We start from the raw sequence: 19,740 nt of genomic DNA, 5'->3' as shown, positions 1-19,740 counted from the left end.
TTTTTTAATCGCCCAGTGCCGCCAGCGCTTCCGGCAACGTCGAGTAGAAATGCAGTTTTCCCTCGATCGGTTGTACCCGCGCCCGCGCCAGCGTTTTCAACGGCTGGAACGGAATATCGGTGATCGCCAACTGCTTGCCTGCGGGCAGGGCCTCAATAAAACGCTGCAGGGCGGTTAAACCCCCTGCGTCCAGCACCGGTACCGCGTCCCATTGCAGCACAATCACGTCATAACTTTCGCTGCGTGCCAGCAGTTCATTAAAGATACGTTCGGCGGCGGCGAAGAACAGCGGGCCATTCACTCTCAGCACCAGGCGGCCGTTTCCGGCGCTCAGTTCGCTCAGCCGGGTCATGTGCGCAATGCGCCGCATAAACAGCAGCGAGGCCAGCACTATGCCCACGGTAATGGCGATCACCATATCGAACAGCACCGTCAACGACAGGCACAGCAGCATCACCAGGATGTCGTCCTTTGGTGCCCTGCGCAGCAGATAAATGACCTTGTGCGCTTCGCTCATGTTCCAGGCGACCATCAGCAACAGCGCCGCCATCGCCGACAGCGGTAGCCAGGACAGCCAGGGTGCCAGTACCAGCAACGCCAGCAGCACCAGCAACGCATGGATAATCGCCGCCACCGGCGAGGTAGCACCGGCGCGCACGTTGGCCGCCGAACGCGCGATGGCGGCGGTGGCGGTAATACCGCCAAAAAACGGCGCAATGAGGTTACCCGCACCCTGGCCGATAAGTTCGGTGTTGGAGTTGTGTTTTTTACCGGTCATGCCGTCCAGCACCACCGCGCACAGCAGCGATTCAATAGCGCCCAGCATCGCCATGGAAAACGCCGCAGGCAGCAGGGCGGAGAGGGTCTGCCAGCTCAACGGCATCGGTGTGCCGCCGGCGGCCGGCAAATCCCACGGCAGCATCAGCTGCGGCAAGATTGGCGGGATGCCGTGTCCACGGCTGCCATCGGCCAGCAAGTAAGTGAAGCGGGAGCCGATAGTCGCCACCTGATGATCAAACAGCGCCAGAATGCCCATGACCGCCATCCCCGCCAGCAGCGCAGGCAGATGGCCGGGCACCCGCAGGCCGAGCTTCGGCCAGAACACCAGTATCAGCAGCGTGACCGCGCCGATCAGCGTATCGCCGATATCCAGCGTCGGCAGGGCCTGCAACAGGGCGTAAACCTTGCCGACATAATTTTCCGGCATCGCCGCCAGTTGCAGACCGAAGAAATCCTTCACTTGCAGGGTGGCGATGGTGATGGCGATCCCGGAGGTAAAGCCCAGCGTGACCGACAGAGGAATGTATTCAATCAGCCGGCCGAAACGGGCCAGCCCCATCATCACCAGAAATACGCCGGAAAGCAGGGTAGCGATCAGCAGGCCGGAGAGGCCGAACTGCTGCGATACCGGGTAGAGGATCACCACAAAGGCGGCGGTGGGGCCGGAGACGCTGTAGCGCGAACCGCCGGCGATGGCGATGACGATCCCGGCGACCGCCGAGGTGTAGAGCCCGTACTGAGGGGGGACGCCGCTGGCGATCGCCAGCGCCATCGCCAGCGGGATGGCGATAATGCCGACGGTGATGCCGGCGACGGCGTCTTTAAGCAGGCGTTGCAGGGAATAGGGTTCTCGCCAGCAGGCGTCAATCAGCGCGCTGAACGGCCGGATGCCGGTGATTTCATGCGTTTTCATCTAAGGTGCGGACCAAGTCTATAAAAGAGAACGGAATGGCGGGCCAGATAAGGTCCGTCTCGAATAGCTGATAGACAGACTACGCCAGTTGCGGCGGCGATTCCTAGATGTACATCAAACGGACGCAGAAAATCGGAGTTGCGCTATTTTGATTGGAAGGGAGACGCGGGAAAGGCGTGCCGGCCGCGGATAAGGCGACCGGCAGGGAAAATATAAAGAGACTTTTAGCGCTTAATGCACCGAAGGCAGGGATAAACCGAGAAAATGCGCCAGCGTGCCGACCAGCAGATTATGGTCCTCCAACTGCGGCGAACCGGAGATGCTCAGGGTGCCGATGCAGCCTATGCCCACCAGATTGATGGGAAAAGCGCCGCCGTGCACCGAATAATCGCGCACGCTCAGGCCATAGCGCTCCTCCAGCGTCGCCTGCCGCTGTTGCAAGCGCAGGCCGATAGCGTAAGAGCTTTTGTGAAAGTGATTCACCACGTTGCGTTTGCGCCGCACCCAGTCGGCGATGTCCGGCGTGGTGCCGGGCATGGCGTAATAGAACAGCGTTTGCCCGGCCAGTTGGATTTCGATGGCGATACTCAGACGCCGTTGCTCTGCGGCGGTCTTCAGCGCCGTACCCAACTCCCAGGCGGTTGTCGGGTCAAAATGGCTAAAGGTCAGCGTGGCTTCCTGTTCGCTGAGCGCACGCAACTCATCATCGATATTCATGGCTACCCCCATTAAGCTTGGCTGAGGACAGAGTATCCCGAACCGAAAAAACGGGATAGACGGCTTGGCGATAACTTAGAACCGCAGCCGGGTAATATAGTGACCGCCGGGGCCGCAAGTCAGGCCGCCAAGGTATGCTCGCGGAATGCGGTCAATAGCTCCTCGGTGAACTTCAGGCGCTTCTGGCGATCGGTCAGGTCCAGCATGAACTTCAGCTTGGTCGGCCCATCCAGGCGATAAATTTGCGGATTGCTTTGCAGCAAACCGATCAGGTAACCCGGATCGACCCGATTTTTCTCGCCAAACTCGATAAACCCACCGCGCTCGTTCCCCTCAATGCGCTTAATCCCCAGCTTCTGCGCATGTTGGCGCAACGCCGCGCTTTGCAACAGGTTGCGCGCCGGATCCGGCAACAGACCGAAGCGGTCAATCAGTTCCACCTTCAGCTCTTCCAGTTCACCGTCGTTTTTCGCGCTGGCGATGCGTTTATAGAATGACAGGCGGGTGTTCACGTCCGGGATAAAATCGTCCGGCAGCAGGGCCGGCATGCGCAGCTCCACTTCGGTTTGGTTGCTGGTGAGATCTTCCAGCGACGGCTCGCGCCCGTTTTTCAGCGCGTCGACCGCGCTCTCCAGCAGTTCCATGTACAGCGAAAAGCCGACGGTGGTCATCTGGCCGCTTTGATCTTCACCCAGCAGCTCGCCCGCACCGCGGATTTCCAGATCATGGGTGGCCAGCGCAAAGCCTGCGCCGAGATCTTCAAGCGAAGCGATGGCTTCCAGCCGTTTGTGCGCGTCGGTGCTCATGGCCTTCGGATTCGGCGTCAGCAGATAGGCGTAGGCCTGATGGTGCGACCGGCCTACGCGGCCGCGCAACTGATGCAGCTGCGCCAGCCCGAAGCGATCGGCGCGTTCGATGATAATGGTATTGGCGCTGGGAATATCAATACCGGTTTCGATAATGGTGGTACAGACCAGCACGTTAAAACGCTGGTGGTGGAAATCGTTCATCACCCGCTCCAGATCGCGCTCGCGCATCTGGCCATGGCCGATGGCGATACGCGCTTCCGGCACCAGCTCAGCCAGTTTCTCCGCGGCCTTCTCGATGTTTTCCACGTCGTTGTACAGATAGTAAACCTGGCCGCCGCGCAGCACTTCACGCAGGATCGCCTCGCGAACGACCAGGCTGTCGTACTCGCGTACGAAAGTTTTCACCGCCAGACGACGGGCCGGCGGGGTCGCGATAATCGACAGGTCGCGCATGCCGCTCATCGCCATATTCAGCGTACGCGGGATCGGCGTGGCGGTTAGCGTCAGGATATCCACGTCGGCGCGCATCGCCTTGATGCGTTCTTTGTGGCGCACGCCAAAGCGGTGTTCTTCGTCGACGATCAGTAGCCCCAGATCTTTCCAGCGCAGATCGCTCTGCAACAGTTTGTGGGTGCCGATAATAATGTCCACTTTGCCGTCGACGGCGTCGTCCATGATCTGTTGCTGCTCTTTGGCGCTGCGGAAACGCGACATCATCTCGATGCGAATCGGCCAGGTAGCGAAGCGATCGCGGAAGTTGTCGAAGTGCTGTTGCGCCAGCAACGTAGTGGGCACCAGCACCGCCACCTGCTTGCCGTTTTCCACCGCCAGGAAGGCCGCACGCATCGCCACTTCGGTTTTGCCGAAGCCGACGTCGCCGCACACCAGCCTGTCCATCGCCAGTGGCTGGCACATGTCGCTCAGCACGGCGTTGATTGCCTGTTCCTGGTCCGGGGTGGTTTCGAACGGGAAGCTTTGGCAGAACAGCTGATACTGTTCGCGGTTGTGTTTGAAGGCGAAACCGGATTTGGCGGCGCGCTGGGCGTAAATATCCAACAGCTCGGCCGCCACGTCCCGCACCCGTTCCGCGGCTTTCTGCCGTGCGCGTGTCCAGGCGTCACCGCCCAGCTTGTGCAGCGGCGCGTTTTCATCTGCGCCGCCGGCATAGCGGCTGATCAGGTGCAGCGAAGAGACCGGCACATAGAGTTTGTCTTCACCGGAGTAGGACAGGATCAGGTATTCGGCCTTGATGCCACCGGCTTCCAGCGTCGTCAGGCCAACGTAACGCCCGACGCCGTGCTCAAGATGCACCACCGGCTGGCCGGGATGCAGCTCCGCCAGGTTGCGGATCAGCGTATCGGTATTGATGGTGCGGCGATTGTCCTGTCGGCGGCGGCTGACGCGTTCGCCGAGCAGATCGCTTTCGCAGATCAGCGCCCGGTTGCGCATGCCGTCGAGGAAACCGCGCTCGGAGGCGCCGACCATCATGTAGCGGCCGGCCGGTTCCGCCTGATCGAGATGTTGAATCAATGACGTGCCGAGTTTGATGCGGCCGAGCAGGTCTTGCAGCGTTTCGCGGCGGCCCTCGCTCTCGACCGAGAAAATCACGCTGCCGTCAAAGCTTTCTGTAAAGCGGCGCAGCGGGTCCAGCGGCGCTTTATTTTGGGCTTGCACCGCCAGATCCGGCAGCGCGCGATAGTCCAGATTGGTGTTGCCGGCTTTGGCTGGCAGCGCTTCGGATTTGAGTGCCATGCGCGGCCAGGCTTTCAATTCGCCAAACAGCGCGTCAACCCGCAACCACAGGCTGTCCGGCGCCAGCAGCGGGCGCATCGGATCGACGCGGCGGCTTTCGTAGCGCTGGTTGACGTCCAGCCAGAAGCGCTCGGCGGCGCTCTCAAGGTTGCCGGTGTTGACGATCAGCGTGTTGGCCGGCAGGTAGCTGAACAGCGACGGCAGCGGCTGGCTGAAGAATAGAGGTTGCCAGTATTCGATACCGGCCGGCCAGGTGCCTTTGCTCACCTGCTGGTAGATATGTTCGGCGTCGCGGCGCACTTCAAACTGCTCGCGCCACTGGCTGCGGAACAGCTCAATGGCGGTTTTGTCGGTCGGGAATTCATGGGCCGGCAGCAGGTTGATGGCCTCGACTTCGCTCAGCGTGCGCTGGGTGTCGACGTCGAAAATGCGCAGGCTGTCGATTTCGTCGTCGAAGAAATCGATGCGGTAAGGTTCCTCGCTGCCCATCGGGTATAAATCGAGCAGCGCACCGCGGGTGGCGAACTCGCCGTGCTCCATCACCTGATCGACGCTGCGGTAGCCGGCTTGTTCCAATTGGGCGCGCAGTTTTTCGCGCGACAGACGCTGGCCTTTTTTCATCACCAGCGCGTGGCCGTGCAGGAACTCGTGCGGGCAGACGCGCTGCATCAGGGTATTGACCGGCAGAATGATGACGCCGCGCACCATGGTCGGCAGATGGTACAGGCTCGACAGGCGGGCGGAGATAATCTCCTGGTGCGGCGAGAAGCTGTCGTAGGGCAGGGTTTCCCAGTCGGACAGCGTGGTTACCATTTGATCGGTAAACTGCTGGATTTCGTCGCGCAGCCGCAGGGCGTTCTGCATGTCCGGGGCGATCAGCATCACCGGCCCGTTATGACGCTCGACAATCTCGGCGCACTCCACGGCGCAGGCCGCGCCGGTTAGCTGCCCCAACTGGCGCAAGTCGCCCGCGCGTTCGGGCAGAGAATAACGGGAGGATGACGATGCAGAACGGTTACGGTTATCGGAGGTGCTCATTAAGGTATCTTTAATCAATGTGTTAAATTTCGCCCTGGCACAAATAACAAAGCGCCTTTACCCGGTAATACTAGCCCACTGGCCAGCAAACTGACATAGGTAAAAGCGCCATATCCGTCGTCTTTCAAGCTGCTGCGCCGTTTATGACTCATGCGTGCGCAGCAGGCAGCGCCCTGCCAGGCTTGGGTTAACTGCTCGCCTCGCGGACAGTTAACCCACTGAAGGGATTATTCTTGCGCGCCCATAGCGAGGTATTGCGCGATGTTATCCATATCGACGTTGCCACCGCTGACAATCACCCCGACTTTTTTACCGCGCAAATCCAGCTGCGAATTCATCGCCGCGGCGGCGGCCAGGCACCCGGTGGGTTCGACCACCATTTTCATCCGCTCCATAAAGAAGCGCATTTGCCGGCACAGCTGCGCGTCTGTGACCGTCAAAATATCCTCTACGTACTGCTGAATGATCGGGAAGGTGAGTGTGCCCACCTGTTGGGTTTGTGCGCCATCGGCGATGGTTTTCGGCACCGGGATGCGCACCGGCTGCCCGCTGCGAAAAGCTTGCTGCACGTCGTTGCCCGCCTGCGGCTCCACGCCGAACACCCGGCAGCCCGGCGACCAGTGGTGGGCCGCTATCGCGCTGCCGGAAAGCAGGCCGCCGCCGCCGGTGGACACCAATAACACGTCCAGCGGGCCGACTTCTTCTATCAGCTCTTTGGTGGCGGTGCCCTGGCCGGCAATCACCTGCGGGTAATCATAGGGGGGGACTATCGACAGACCATGCTCTGCGGCCAACCGCTGGGTTATCTCTTCGCGGTTCTCGCTGTGGCGTTGGTAAATCACCACGTTGGCACCGTAGCCGCGTGTCGCCGCCAACTTGGTTTCCGGCGCGTCGTTCGGCATGACTATGGTGACGTTGACGCCCAGTTCCCGCGCCGCCAGCGCCATTGCCTGCGCGTGGTTACCGGAGGAAAAGGCAATCACTCCGGCCTTGCGCTGCGCCTCGCTCAGTTGCGCGATCGCGTTGTACGCCCCGCGGAACTTAAAGGCCCCGACGCGCTGGAAGTTCTCGCATTTGAAGAACAGTTTTGCGCCGGTGAGGTTGTCGGCCTGATGCGAAGTCATGACCGGCGTGTGGAGGGCATGTCCGGCCAGAATTTCTGCGGCGGCAGAGATATCGGCGGCGGTGATACAGTGGGGCGTTGAACTCATGGCGACCTCGCGTGGATGAAGGGGAGATTGATTGTTCGGAATTTTTAATTTACTATCTGTAAAGTTTTTGTCAAATGGTTAAGTCAATGAGCGATCTCAGGCAGGAAAATGCGCTATTGCTGCGCGAAGCGGAAAAAATTGTCCAGGCGCTGGGCATGATGTTTGCCCCCAGTTGCGAAGTGGTATTGCACGATCTGACACAGCCGGACCATGCTATCGTCGCCATCGCCAATAATCTGTCGAACCGCAGCATTGGCGACGCCGCCAGTGAAATGGGGCTGGAGCGCATTGCCTCGCCGGACTTTCCGGACGTGGTACAAAATTACGCCAATGCCTTCCCGGACGGGCGCCCGGCCAAGAGCACCTCGATCGGTCTGCGCAACAGCGAAGGCGTCTATGTGGCGGCCATCTGCCTCAATCTGGACGTCTCGATTTTCAACAGTGTCAACGCCATCCTGCAACAACTGACCGCGGTAGTGCAGAGTGCGCCGCAGCCGGCGGCGGAGGGGGCCCGTTCGCTGTCGGATATCGCCGCCGTGATCAACAACTTTGCGGCGTCGCACGCGACTCAGCCGCGTGCGCTCTCTTCCGAGCAGCGTTTTCAAGTGATCCAGTTATTGAAGCAGCAGGGCTATCTGCAACTGCGCGGGGCCGCCACCATGGCGGCGGAGGCGTTGGGCATTTCACGGGTGTCGGTTTATAACCTGTTAAAGCGGGATGCCGGTTAACTAGCTGCCGTCTTTCACGCCGCAGCGTTCGACTCTGTTCCTGACAGAACCCGTGGGAGGAGCGAATACACGCGCCCCGATTGAAACGGGTACAACACTTACGCAAAGCTCTGGGGCAGATGCTGCGGCGCAATGCGCAATAGGCGGAATAAAAGGCGTCTGGGTGGTTCCCTAAACGAGGTATAGCCTTTATTATCCTTGATCACTTTGCTTAAGCTACGGCAACAAAACGGATTTCATGTATCAACCTGTCGCGTTATTCATCGGCCTGCGCTACATGCGCGGGCGAGCCTCAGACCGCTTTGGGCGGTTTGTCTCCTGGCTGTCCACCATCGGCATTACGCTGGGGGTCATGGCGTTGGTCACCGTTTTGTCGGTGATGAACGGTTTTGAAAAAGATCTGGAAAACAACATCCTCGGCCTGATGCCGCAGGCGTTGATCACCAGCCCGCAGGGGTCGATCAATCCCCAGCAGATCCCGGCTTCGATGGCGCAGAGGTTGCAGGGCGTCAGCCGCGTTGCGCCGCTGACCACCGGCGACGTGGTGCTGCAAAGCGCCCGCAGCGTGGCGGTCGGCGTGATGCTCGGGGTGAACCCGGACGAAGCCGATCCGCTGACGCAGTATCTGGTGAACGTCAAACAGCAACAGCTGCAGCCGGGCCAGTACAATATCATCATCGGCGAGCAGCTTGCCGGGCAACTGGGCGTCAAACGCGGCGACTCGTTGCGGGTGATGGTGCCAAGCGCCAGCCAGTTCACGCCGATGGGCCGCATTCCCAGCCAGCGCCTGTTTACGATTATCGGCACCTTCCACGCTAACAGTGAGGTGGACGGCACCCAGATGCTGGTCAATCAGCAAGACGCGTCGCGCCTGATGCGCTACCCGGCCGGCAATATCACCGGCTGGCGTCTGTTCCTGCAACAACCGCTGACGGTCGATACCCTCAGCCAGCAGAAACTGCCGCAAGGGGCGCAATGGAAAGACTGGCGTGAACGCAAGGGCGAGCTGTTCCAGGCGGTACGCATGGAGAAAAACATGATGGGGCTGTTGCTCAGCCTGATCGTGGCGGTGGCGGCGTTTAACATCATTACTTCGCTCGGCCTGCTGGTGATGGAGAAGCAGGGCGAAGTCGCCATTCTGCAAACCCAGGGCCTGACACGCCGGCAGATCATGTCGGTGTTTATGGTGCAGGGCGCCAGCGCCGGTATTATCGGTTCGCTGCTCGGCACGCTGCTGGGCGTGCTGCTGGCCACCAACCTGAATAACCTGATGCCGATCCTCGGTGCATTGATTGACGGCGCATCGCTGCCGGTGGCAGTCGATCCGCTGCAGGTGACGATTATCGCCGTGGCGGCGATGGCGGTGTCCCTGTTGTCCACGCTTTACCCTTCATGGCGCGCTGCCGCCGTACAACCCGCTGAGGCTTTACGTTATGAGTAACCATCTTTTGCTGCAGTGCGAAAACCTGTGCAAGACCTATCAGGAAGGCAACCTGCATACCGACGTACTGCGTAATGTCAGCTTTGCCATGCAGCCGGGCGAGATGATGGCGATTGTCGGCAGCTCGGGTTCCGGTAAAAGCACCCTGTTGCATCTGCTGGGCGGGTTGGATTCGCCGACCTCCGGCGAAGTGATCTACAAAGGCCAGTCGCTGAATAGCCTGTCGTCGGCGGCCAAGGCTGAACTGCGCAACCGCCAGTTGGGCTTTATTTATCAGTTCCACCACCTGTTACCGGACTTCACCGCGTTGGAAAACGCCGCCATGCCGCTGTTGATCGGTGGCATGAAACCGGCCCAGGCGCAGGAAAAGGCGCTGGAAATGCTGACGGCGGTCGGGCTGGAAAAACGCAGCAAACACCGGCCTTCGGAGCTGTCCGGCGGCGAGCGTCAACGCGTGGCGATCGCGCGTGCGTTGGTGAACAATCCCTCGCTGGTGCTGGCGGACGAACCGACCGGTAACCTCGACAAGCGCACGGCCGACAGCATCTTCGATCTGCTCGGTGAACTGAACGTGCGTCAGGGCACCGCCTTCCTGGTGGTGACCCATGATCTGCAACTGGCCAAGCGTCTCAGCCGCCAGCTGGAGATGGCCGACGGTCACCTGCAGGCGCAACTGACCCTGATGGGAGCCGAGTAATGGCGGGTGCGTCACTTTCCTTTTTGACGGCGCTGCGCTTTAGCCGGGGCCGCAAGCGCGGCGGCATGGTGTCGCTGATTTCGGTGATCTCCACCATTGGCATTGCGCTGGGCGTGGCGGTGCTGATCGTCGGGCTGAGCGCGATGAACGGCTTTGAGCGCGAGCTGAAAAACCGTATTTTGGCGGTGGTGCCGCACGGTGAGATTGAGCCGGTGAAACAGCCGTTCAAAGACTGGTCGTCAATCTTGCAGCGGGTGGAAAAGGTGCCGGGCATTCTGGCCGCCGCTCCCTATATCAATTTTACCGGCCTGATGGAAAACGGCGCGCAGCTGCGGGCGGTTGGCGTCAAAGGGGTCAACCCACAGCAGGAAAGCCAGCTCAGCGCGCTGCCGAAATACGTGCAGGGCGATGCCTGGGCCAATTTCAAAAGCGGTGAACAGCAGGTGATCCTCGGCAAGGGCGTAGCCGATGCGCTGGGCGTGAAGCAGGGCGCTTACGTCACGGTAATGATCCCCAACAGCGATCCGCAAATGAAGCTGTTGCAACCGAAACGCATCCGTCTGCATGTGACCGGCATTCTGCAACTGAGCGGCCAGTTGGACCACAGCCTGGCGATGGTGCCGCTGGCCGATGCCCAGCAGTATCTGGATATGGGCGACAGCGTGACCGGTATCGCGATTAAGGTCAATGACGTGTTTGCCGCCAACAAACTGGTGCGCGACGCGGGCGAAGTCACTAATTCCTACGTCTACATCAAGAGCTGGATCGGCACCTACGGCTACATGTACCGCGATATCCAGATGATCCGCGCCATCATGTATCTGGCGATGGTGCTGGTGATTGGCGTTGCCTGTTTCAACATTGTCTCCACGCTGGTGATGGCGGTGAAGGACAAGAGCGGCGATATCGCCGTGCTGCGTACTCTGGGCGCCAAAGACGGTTTTATCCGCGCCATATTCATCTGGTACGGCCTGCTGGCCGGGCTGGTGGGCAGCCTCAGCGGCGTGGTGGTCGGGGTGATCGCCTCGCTGCAACTGACCAACATCATCAAAGGATTGGAAAAACTGATGGGGCACTCGTTCCTGTCGGGAGATATCTACTTCATCGACTTCCTGCCTTCCGAGCTGCACTGGCTGGACGTGGTGATTGTATTGGCGACCGCATTGGTGCTCAGCCTGGTGGCCAGCTGGTATCCGGCCAGGCGTGCCAGCCGTATCGATCCGGCGCGCGTGTTGAGCGGACAATAATGAAAATCAGGGGTGGCGGAAACGCCGCCCCCTTTTTTTAGCCTGAGGGTGGGTTATGTACTACGGTTTCGATATGGGCGGCACCAAGATTGAGCTGGGCGTATTTGATGAGGATCTGAATCGCATTTGGCAGAAACGGGTGCCGACGCCGCGCGACGACTACCGGCAATTGCTGACCACGCTGCGTGACCTGACCCTTGAGGCGGATGAGTTCTGTGGCCGGCGGGGCAACGTAGGTATCGGCATTCCGGGGTTGCCCAATGATGACGGTACATTGTTCACCTCCAACGTCCCGGCGGCGATGGGGCAGCCGTTGCCGCGCGATTTGGCGGAACTGATTGGCCGCGACGTGCGCGTCGACAATGACGCCAACTGTTTTGCGCTGTCGGAAGCCTGGGACGAAGAGTTCCGCCGTTATCCGACCGTGCTGGGCATTATTCTGGGCACCGGCGTGGGCGGCGGGCTGATCGTGGAAGGCAAAGTGGTGTCCGGTCGCAATTACATCGCCGGCGAATTTGGCCACTTCCGGCTGCCGGTGGATGCGCTCGAGGTGCTGGGGCGTGATATACCTCGCGTTGCCTGCGGTTGTGGTCATCAGGGTTGCATCGAAAATTACATATCGGGCCGCGGTTTTGAGTGGATGTACGCTCACTTTTATCAGCAGCGCTTGCCTGCGCAGCAGATCATTGCGCATTATCAGGCAGGCGAGCCGCAGGCGGTGGCTCACGTTGAGCGTTTTATGGACGTCCTGGCAATATGTCTGGGGAATCTGCTGACCATCATCGATCCGCACCTGGTGGTGATCGGGGGCGGGTTGTCGAATTTTGACGCGATCTACCAGGCGTTGCCACAGCGATTGCCGGCGCACTTGTTGCGCGTGGCCAAGCTGCCGCGGATCGAGAAAGCGCGCTATGGCGATGCCGGCGGCGTGCGCGGGGCGGCGTTCCTCAATTTGGTACGCCCAAAGTAAGAAGGGCAAACAGGGAAAGGTAAGGAGAGAGTTAATGCACACTCGCCATCGGTTGTGTCAGTTTCGTAAGAGCAAGCATGTGCTGCATCAGCGCTTTCGTTCACGTATTTTCCATCGCGACACCATGGCGGCGGCCGAGCTGAAAAAGCCGTTTGTGGTGGTGTTGACCGGGGCCGGGATTTCAGCGGAATCGGGCATCCGCACCTTCCGCGCTGCGGACGGGCTGTGGGAAGAACACCAGGTGGAGGATGTCGCTACGCCGGAAGGCTACCAGCGCGATCCGCAACTGGTGCAGGCGTTCTACAATGCGCGCCGCCAACAACTGCAAACGCCGGAAATCGCGCCTAATGCCGCGCACCGCGCGCTGGCGGATTTGGAAGCCTGGCTGGGGGATAACTTCCTGCTGGTGACGCAAAATATCGACAACCTGCATGAGCGCGCCGGCAGCAAGCGGGTGCTGCATATGCACGGCGAATTGCTGAAAGCGCGCTGCACCAGCTCCGGGCAGGTGTTTGACTGGCCGGGAGATCTCAGCGTGGACGATCGCTGCCATTGCTGCCAGTTCCCGGCACCGCTGCGCCCGCATGTGGTGTGGTTCGGCGAAATGCCGCTGGGCATGGACGAAATCTATCAGGCGCTGGCCAAGGCGGACTTCTTTGTCGCCATCGGCACCTCGGGCCATGTTTACCCGGCGGCCGGTTTTGTGCACGAGGCCCGGTTGGGCGGGGCGCATACCATGGAACTGAATCTGGAACCCAGCCAGGTGGAAAGTCAGTTCGACGAGAAACACTATGGCCAGGCCAGTGAAGTGGTGCCGCGCTTTGTGCACAAATTCCTGGTCGGGAAAGTCGAACGGGCCGATCGGCCTTAACCTGCGGTTCAGGGCGCAGCAGGCTGCGCTCTGGTCGAGCCTGCCGACCGGTCGTTATTTTTACTCAATGGGCAGGGGGGCGCGGTGAATTTCAAACAGGTTTTCAGCCAGGCGGATCTGAGCAAAACGGATCTCACCATCCTCAACGCTATTTTCGACAACCCGGACGCTTGCATCGACGACGGCATCCGGGCGGTTTCCGTTCGCTGCCACAGCTCGCCCTCGACGCTGGTGCGGCTGGCAAAGAAGCTGGGCTTTCGCGGTTATCTGGAACTGGTGTATTTCATCAAGTTCAACCTGGTGATGGCGCCGGCGTTGCAGGGGGAACCGCAACAGGCCGCCCCGTCCGATGAAAAGCAGCAGGCGCAGTTTCTCGATATGCTCGACAGCGGCAAGATCCTGATCCACGGCAGCGGTTTTTCGCAGCTGGTGGCCCAGTATATGTACAACAAATTCATGACGCTGGGGATCGACAGTTATCTGTCGCTGTGGCCGGATTTCGAGATCCTCGATCAGAAGATGCGTTTCCGTTTTGACATGGTGATTGTGATTTCAAAGTCGGGCAACAGCAATTCGGCGCTGAGCTGGAGTGAGGCGGTGAAGCGCAACAATATCCGGCTGGCGGCGTTTTGCGGCGACGGCGACAGCCCGCTGGCGCGGCAGGCGGACATGACCTTTCTTTATGAGGATCGGCAGAAGTACGACCACGATATTTACTACCCCAATCCGTTTTTCGGCCATTGCCTGTTGGGGTTTGAGAATCTGGTCAAGGCCTGGTTTGAACGGCGCATCCCCTGAGGGCATGCGCCGCGTCGCTTAACGCCAGTGCTCGGCATAGTGGTGATGGGCCTGCAGATATTCCTCGACCAGGGTTTTCGCCAGCGAATAGGAGTTCACCAGCGGGTGCACCATCAGCGCCTTGATGGCCTTCTGGCGGTTGCCCTCCAGGATGGCCGCGACCGCCAGGCGCTCGTACTCTTTGACCTGCGCGATCAGGTTCTTCTGGGTATCGGGGATATCGCGCATTTTCACCGGATGAATGCCCGCGTTGCTCAACTCGCAGCTGATTTCGATCACGTCCTCCGGGTGCAGGAAATCGAGCGTGTCATTGTTTTGCATCGACACCACCACGCGTTTTTGCTGGCCATTATTCACCGCTTCCAGAATGTCTATCGCCACCCCGGCGTAACCGCCGCTGTCTGGCTGTTCGATAAATTGCTGCAGTGTCAGCATCTCACGTTCCTTCACCTTGCCCTGGTTCGATTCGCGCTGCATATAAGAGTTTTCACGCGTCAGATAGTGGCTGAAATACAGGCTGAAGGCCAGCTCCAATTGGTGGGGGATGTCCAGTTCGGCAAGGTCCGCCAGCATTTGCCGGTTAATCTGCGCAATCTGTTCGCCCCGGGTTTCCCCGGCACCGACGATGGCGGCGATCGCCTGTTCGCGGTAGTAGTAATAATACAGATACTCGTTGAGCATCAGGTTGTCGGACAGCGCCACCAGCTCCGGCGAGAAGTATTTCATGCAGGTATCGCGGTACAGGCGCGGGTCGGCCAGCAACTGCTCCGTCACCTCCTGGCCGTTGACCCGCACGTTGCGAAACCACGACAGGTGGTTCAGCCCGAAACAGTCGACGCTCAACTCGGCCTCGCGGCAACCCAACAGCTCCGCCAGTTCACGGATAAACTCGCTGGGTGCGTCGCAAATGCCGTACACCTTGCGTTTGAAGCCGGATTTGATGATTGCCTCGGTCACCATGCCGGACGGGTTGGTGAAGTTGAACAGCACCGCGTCCGGCGATGCCACCTGTTCGATCAGGCGGCAGTAATCGATGATGGCCGGAATGGAACGCATTGCCATGGCGAAACCGCCGGCGCCGGTGGTTTCCTGCCCCAACACCTGATGGTTGAGCGCGATGCGTTCGTCATGAATACGGCCTTCCTCGCCGCCGATGCGCAGGGTGGTGATGATGTAATCGGCGCCGCTCAGCGCCTGGTGGGCATCGCTGCTCAGGCTGAAGGCGATGTCGCTGCGGATGCGTTCGAACACCCCCTGTGCGATAGCGCCGTAGACGGCGAGTTTTTGCCGGTCGGTATCCATAAACACCACTTCGGTCACGCCGATGCGGTGTGCGTTATAGGCAATGGATTTGGCCAGGAACGGCGAACGTACGCCGCCGCCGCCCAGAACGGTTAATTTCATGACAAGTCTCCCTAGGAATAAACGTTATAATGCCGCTAAATATTTTTCGACCTGATTCTTTACCTTGCCGACGGTGACGCCATAGATCACCTGGACCTCATTTCGGTTTTTCACCACGCCTTTGGCACCGGTGCTTTTTAATGCGGGCTCGTCAATAAGCTGCATATCTTTTAATTCCACCCGCAACCGGGTGAAGCAGTTATCCACGGAAACAATATTGCTCTTGCCGCCGAGGGCGCGAATAATAATGCCGCTTAATTCGTTCGGCAGGTTTTTGCTATTTTGGTAGTCCTGTTTGGAATAAAGCTTGACCTCATCGTCATCCTCACGCCCCGGGGTTTTTAAGTTGAGTTTCAGCACCAGGGTTTTGAACACCAGGTAATACACGGCGAACTGCACCAGACCAATCACCACATACAGTGGCCAACGCGTGAGGGCGACCGGCAGCGGCAGGTTATACACCAGGAACTCGATCAGGCCGCTGGCGCCCCAGGGGCGAACCTCGAACAGATTGCACGCCACCTGCGACAGCGCGGTCAGCACCGCGTGGATCACCCACAGCAGCGGTGAAATAAACAGGAAGGTGAACTCTATCGGTTCGGTAATGCCCACCAGAATAGAGGTGGTGATGGCCGGGATCAGGATGGCCTTGGCCAGCATTTTCTTCTCGGGCCGAGCGGTGCGGTAGAAAGCCAGCGCTGCGCCGGACAGGCCGAAGATGGTCACCATGCCTTGTTGCGAAAAGCGCAACGCTTCGTTCATCAGCGGAGAGATGCCGGGGTCGCGCATATAGGCGAGGAAAATCGCCTGTGAGCCGGACACCGTATGGCCGTCCTGAACTATCGAACCGCCGATGCTGGTGAGCTGAAACGGCGACCAGATAAAGTGATGCAGCCCGGTGGGGATCAGGAATTTTTCGAAGAAACCGTAGACAAAGACGCCGAGCGAACCGGAGCTTTTCATAAAGCCGGTCAGGGCGATCAGGCCGTGAGAAATGGCCGGCCACAGGTAGCTGAAGCCGACGGCGTAGAGCATAATCACCGGCGTCATGGCGATCAGCACCAGTTTGGAACCGCCGTAGACCGAGAACACGCCGTTCAGCTCCAGGTTGCAGAGTTTGTTGTGCACCCAGGCGATGGTGATGCCGAGGATCAGGCCGAGGAAAATGCCCATATCCACCACGGTAAAGCCCAGCAGCTCGGTTTGCCCGGTACCGTAATATTGCCCGTTAATTTTCTGCGCGACGTGGCCGCTCAACTGCAAATAAGAGGAATTGGCACCGAGGAACATAATAAAGCACATCACGGCGACCAGCGCCGCTTCGCTTTTTTTATCCTTTGCCAGGCCGTAGGTGATGCCAATACAAAAAATAAGCCCGAGGTTGCCGAACAACGGCCAAAAGGTATCCCCGATCATTTTGCCAATATGAAATACGCCGGAGTTTTCATTCACCAGCGTGGCGTTGGTAAGAATAGAACTTAATGCCAGAATCAAGCCAATCACCGGCAGAAAAAATATCGGCCCCATCATGGCTTTCGAGAAAGTCTGCAGCTTGCTTAAGATATTATCAATAATACCTTTCATGGCAGTTCCTTTTTATATTTTAGTGGATAACGACGTTGCTGATAAAATTCCCTGGTGTGGCGAAAATAAAAGGATAAGAATGCGGCAACCTCTGCCTTGAATTAGTTATAGGTGGAATGATTAGGCGTTGCAATCGGTTGCCAGAAAAAGGCACCTGTGGTCAGCGGCTGACAACAGATACCAGGCGTGAAGTGGATCACATCAGGGAGTGAAAGGTTGTCAGGCTGGATTCGGCAGACGAGATTGCAAACATCGAGGGAATTAATGATTTCCGTTAATTCTGGTTAAAAATGACCTGTCTCAATATTTGATCCGGATCGGTTCCGCATAATGAAACGCGATATTCTGAGGGCGGATACCATGAATAAACTACTTGATCGCTTTTTTAACTACGTCTCTTTCGACACGCAATCTAAAGCGAACGTCAAACATGTGCCGAGTACCGACGGGCAACTGAAGCTGGCGCGTGCGTTGCAACAGGAAATGATTGAACTGGGGTTTGAACGGGTGTCGCTCAGCGAGCATGGCTGTGTGATGGGGACGTTGCCGGGCAACGTTGCCTGGCCGGTGCCGGCCATTGGTTTTATTTCCCATCTGGATACTTCACCGGAATTTACCAGTAAGCACGTTAACCCGCAGATTGTCGAAAATTACCGCGGCGGCGATATTGCATTGGGCATTGGCGATGAAGTGCTGTCGCCGGTGATGTTCCCGATCCTGCACCAAATGCTGGGGCAGACGCTGATCACCGCGGATGGCAAAACGCTGCTCGGCGCCGATGACAAAGCGGGCATTGCCGAAATCCTCACCGCCATGGTGCGCTTGCATCAGCGCAACGTCCCGCACGGCGATATTCGCGTGGCCTTTACCCCGGACGAAGAAGTGGGCAAAGGCGCGCAGCTGTTTGACGTAGAAGAATTCAACGCCGAGTGGGCCTATACCGTGGACGGTGGCGGTGTCGGCGAGCTGGAGTGCGAAAACTTCAATGCGGCGTCGGTGACGATCAAAATTGTCGGCAACAACGTTCATCCCGGCAGCGCCAAAGGGGTGATGGTTAACGCGTTGTCGCTGGCGACCCGTATCCAGCAGGCGTTACCGGCGGATGAAACCCCGGAAACCACCGCAGGCTACCAGGGGTTCTATCACCTCAGCAGCCTCAAGGGGAGCGTTGAACGTGCCGAAATGCACTACATCCTGCGTGATTTCGAGCATGAAGGCTTTGAAGCGCGCAAACGCCGGATGATTGAAGTGGCGCGCCAGGTGGGCAAAGGCCTGCCGCGCGATTGCTATATCGAAGTGGCGATCGAAGACAGTTATTACAACATGCGCGAGCATGTGGCCGAGCACCCGCATGTGATCGCGTTGGCACAGCAGGCGATGCGTGATTGCGATATCGAACCGGTAATGAAGCCGATTCGCGGCGGCACCGACGGGGCGCAGCTGTCGTTTCGCGGCCTGCCGTGCCCGAACCTGTTTACCGGCGGCTACAATTTTCACGGCAAGCACGAGTTCGTCTCGCTCGAGGGCATGGAGCAGGCGGTGGCCGTCATCATGCGTATCGCGGCATTGACGGCCGAGCGCGCCAGAGAGCGTTGATTGCCGTTGTCATAATCGCTTGCCGCAATCACGCTTTGCTCCTAGTGTTTGTGAACCTCTTTTCAGCGCAAGGACCCGCCTTATGAGCACCGAACACCGTATCGACAGCCAAAGCCTTGAGCAATTCGTACAGGCCATTTGGCGCCGCGCAGGCAGCACGGATCGGGAGGCCGCGCTGGTGGCCGAACATCTGGTGCAGGCCAATCTGGCCGGGCATGATTCGCATGGCGTCGGCATGATCCCAAGCTATATGGCGTCGCTGGCGGAAGGGCAGTTGCAGCTTAACGTTCATGCCCGGGTGGTGCGTGACGCGGGCGCGGTGCTGACGATTGACGGCGGCCAGGGGTTTGGCCAGGTGGTGGCCAGTGAAGCGATGGACCTGGGGATCGAACGTGCCCGGCAGTTGGGGCTGGCGGCGGTGGCTTTGCATAACGCCCACCATATCGGCCGCATCGGCCACTGGGCCGAGCAGTGCGCGAGCGCCGGTTTTATCTCCATTCATTTCGTCAACGTGGTGGGTGACCCTATGGTGGCGCCGTTCGGCGGCAGCGATCGCCGCTTTGGCACCAACCCGTTTTGCGTGATTTTCCCGCGTGAGGGTAAAAAGCCGCTGTTGCTGGACTTCGCCACCAGTGGCATTGCCTACGGCAAAACGCGGGTGGCCTACAACAAAGGCCTGAGCGTGGCGCCGGGCTACCTGATTGATCAACAAGGCCAACCGACCACCGAACCCAGTGTGATGCACGAACAGCCGTTTGGTTCGTTGTTGCCCTTCGGCGCCCACAAGGGCTATGCGTTGGCTACCCTGTGCGAGATTCTCGGTGGCGCGCTCTCCGGCGGTCGCACTACCCATAACGCCACGCTGAAGACCGACAGCAGCGCCATTTTCAACTGCATGACCACCATCATCCTCAACCCGGAAGCCTTTGACGCGCCCGAGATGCAGACCGAGGCCGAGGCCTTTATCGACTGGGTCAAGGCTTCGCCGCCCAACGACGGCAAACCGATTGAGGTACCGGGCGAATGGGAAGAAGCGAACCGTGAAGCGCGGTTGCAGCGGGGGATCCCGATAGACGCCAATACCTGGCGGCAGATTTGCGCGGCGGCGAGACAGGTCGGCATGCCGGAAAACGAGCTGGACGGCTACCGGGCGCGGGCGTTGCAGGTATAAAAAAGCCACCTGC

Annotated in this window: 15 protein-coding genes; 9 read left to right on the top strand and 6 right to left on the bottom strand. The window is 59.1% G+C overall.

The window, feature by feature from the left end; translation table 11 throughout:
• Nucleotides 1-4: 4 nt before the first annotated feature.
• The 4 genes from dauA to V2S86_RS09705 form a co-directional block, all read right to left on the bottom strand.
• On the bottom strand, nt 5-1,693 hold the full coding sequence (gene dauA / locus V2S86_RS09720; RefSeq protein ID WP_330762243.1) for a C4-dicarboxylic acid transporter DauA: 1,689 nt from the start codon (nt 1,691-1,693) through the stop codon (nt 5-7).
• Between the two features lie 231 nt (nt 1,694-1,924).
• Nucleotides 1,925-2,410 carry a heme-degrading domain-containing protein gene (locus tag V2S86_RS09715; protein WP_330762242.1) on the bottom strand — a complete coding sequence of 162 codons (486 nt, stop codon included), beginning with the start codon at nt 2,408-2,410 and terminating at the stop codon, nt 1,925-1,927.
• A gap of 119 nt (nt 2,411-2,529) precedes the next feature.
• Nucleotides 2,530-6,009, bottom strand: coding sequence for a transcription-repair coupling factor (gene mfd / locus V2S86_RS09710; protein WP_330762241.1), 3,480 nt, complete (start codon nt 6,007-6,009; stop codon nt 2,530-2,532).
• Between the two features lie 227 nt (nt 6,010-6,236).
• The gene (locus V2S86_RS09705) at nt 6,237-7,220 is read right to left on the bottom strand and encodes a threo-3-hydroxy-L-aspartate ammonia-lyase (RefSeq protein WP_330762240.1); all 984 of its coding nucleotides are present in this window, start codon (nt 7,218-7,220) and stop codon (nt 6,237-6,239) included.
• A gap of 86 nt (nt 7,221-7,306) precedes the next feature.
• Here V2S86_RS09705 and V2S86_RS09700 point away from each other — a divergent pair, with 86 nt between their 5' ends.
• The 7 genes from V2S86_RS09700 to V2S86_RS09670 all read left to right on the top strand — a co-directional run bounded on the left by V2S86_RS09700 (nt 7,307) and on the right by V2S86_RS09670 (nt 13,972).
• Nucleotides 7,307-7,948: a helix-turn-helix transcriptional regulator gene (locus V2S86_RS09700; RefSeq protein WP_330762239.1), complete on the top strand. Its 642-nt coding sequence runs from the start codon at nt 7,307-7,309 to the stop codon at nt 7,946-7,948.
• A 238-nt stretch (nt 7,949-8,186) separates the two neighbouring features.
• Nucleotides 8,187-9,389 carry a lipoprotein-releasing ABC transporter permease subunit LolC gene (lolC, locus tag V2S86_RS09695; protein ID WP_330762238.1) on the top strand — a complete coding sequence of 401 codons (1,203 nt, stop codon included), beginning with the start codon at nt 8,187-8,189 and terminating at the stop codon, nt 9,387-9,389.
• Nucleotides 9,382-10,086: a lipoprotein-releasing ABC transporter ATP-binding protein LolD gene (lolD, locus tag V2S86_RS09690; protein WP_330762237.1), complete on the top strand. Its 705-nt coding sequence runs from the start codon at nt 9,382-9,384 to the stop codon at nt 10,084-10,086. Before lolC ends, lolD begins: the two co-directional genes overlap by 8 nt.
• A complete protein-coding gene (gene lolE / locus V2S86_RS09685; RefSeq protein WP_330762236.1) occupies nt 10,086-11,333 on the top strand; it encodes a lipoprotein-releasing ABC transporter permease subunit LolE in 1,248 nt (415 codons plus the stop codon). Before lolD ends, lolE begins: the two co-directional genes overlap by 1 nt.
• 55 nt (nt 11,334-11,388) lie before the next feature.
• Entirely contained in the window at nt 11,389-12,303 is a 915-nt protein-coding gene (nagK, locus tag V2S86_RS09680) for an N-acetylglucosamine kinase (protein ID WP_330762235.1), read from the top strand.
• Nucleotides 12,304-12,337: 34 nt separating this feature from the next.
• Entirely contained in the window at nt 12,338-13,174 is an 837-nt protein-coding gene (gene cobB / locus V2S86_RS09675; RefSeq protein ID WP_119803248.1) for a Sir2 family NAD+-dependent deacetylase, read from the top strand.
• A gap of 84 nt (nt 13,175-13,258) precedes the next feature.
• The gene (locus V2S86_RS09670) at nt 13,259-13,972 is read left to right on the top strand and encodes a MurR/RpiR family transcriptional regulator (RefSeq protein ID WP_330762234.1); all 714 of its coding nucleotides are present in this window, start codon (nt 13,259-13,261) and stop codon (nt 13,970-13,972) included.
• A gap of 18 nt (nt 13,973-13,990) precedes the next feature.
• On the opposite strand, the gene V2S86_RS09665 is transcribed toward V2S86_RS09670, so the two are convergent.
• Nucleotides 13,991-15,376 (bottom strand): family 4 glycosyl hydrolase, encoded by a 1,386-nt coding sequence (locus V2S86_RS09665; protein WP_330762233.1) that lies wholly within the window; start codon nt 15,374-15,376, stop codon nt 13,991-13,993.
• A gap of 24 nt (nt 15,377-15,400) precedes the next feature.
• The gene (locus V2S86_RS09660) at nt 15,401-16,960 is read right to left on the bottom strand and encodes a PTS transporter subunit EIIC (protein ID WP_330762232.1); all 1,560 of its coding nucleotides are present in this window, start codon (nt 16,958-16,960) and stop codon (nt 15,401-15,403) included.
• Between the two features lie 360 nt (nt 16,961-17,320).
• On the opposite strand from V2S86_RS09660, the gene pepT reads away from it, so the two are divergent.
• Together pepT and V2S86_RS09650 are read left to right on the top strand one after the other, a co-directional pair.
• Complete coding sequence (gene pepT / locus V2S86_RS09655; RefSeq protein WP_330762231.1) at nt 17,321-18,556, top strand: peptidase T; 1,236 nt, start codon at nt 17,321-17,323, stop codon at nt 18,554-18,556.
• An 82-nt stretch (nt 18,557-18,638) separates the two neighbouring features.
• Complete coding sequence (locus V2S86_RS09650; protein WP_330762230.1) at nt 18,639-19,727, top strand: malate/lactate/ureidoglycolate dehydrogenase; 1,089 nt, start codon at nt 18,639-18,641, stop codon at nt 19,725-19,727.
• The last annotated feature ends 13 nt before the right edge of the window (nt 19,728-19,740 follow it).

The organism is Serratia sp. C2(1), from assembly GCF_036352655.1.
GTDB classification, from domain to species: Bacteria; Pseudomonadota; Gammaproteobacteria; order Enterobacterales; family Enterobacteriaceae; genus Serratia; species Serratia inhibens.
The sequence above is the reverse complement of the archived record's forward strand: the minus strand, read 5'-3'. Positions and strand labels throughout refer to the sequence as shown.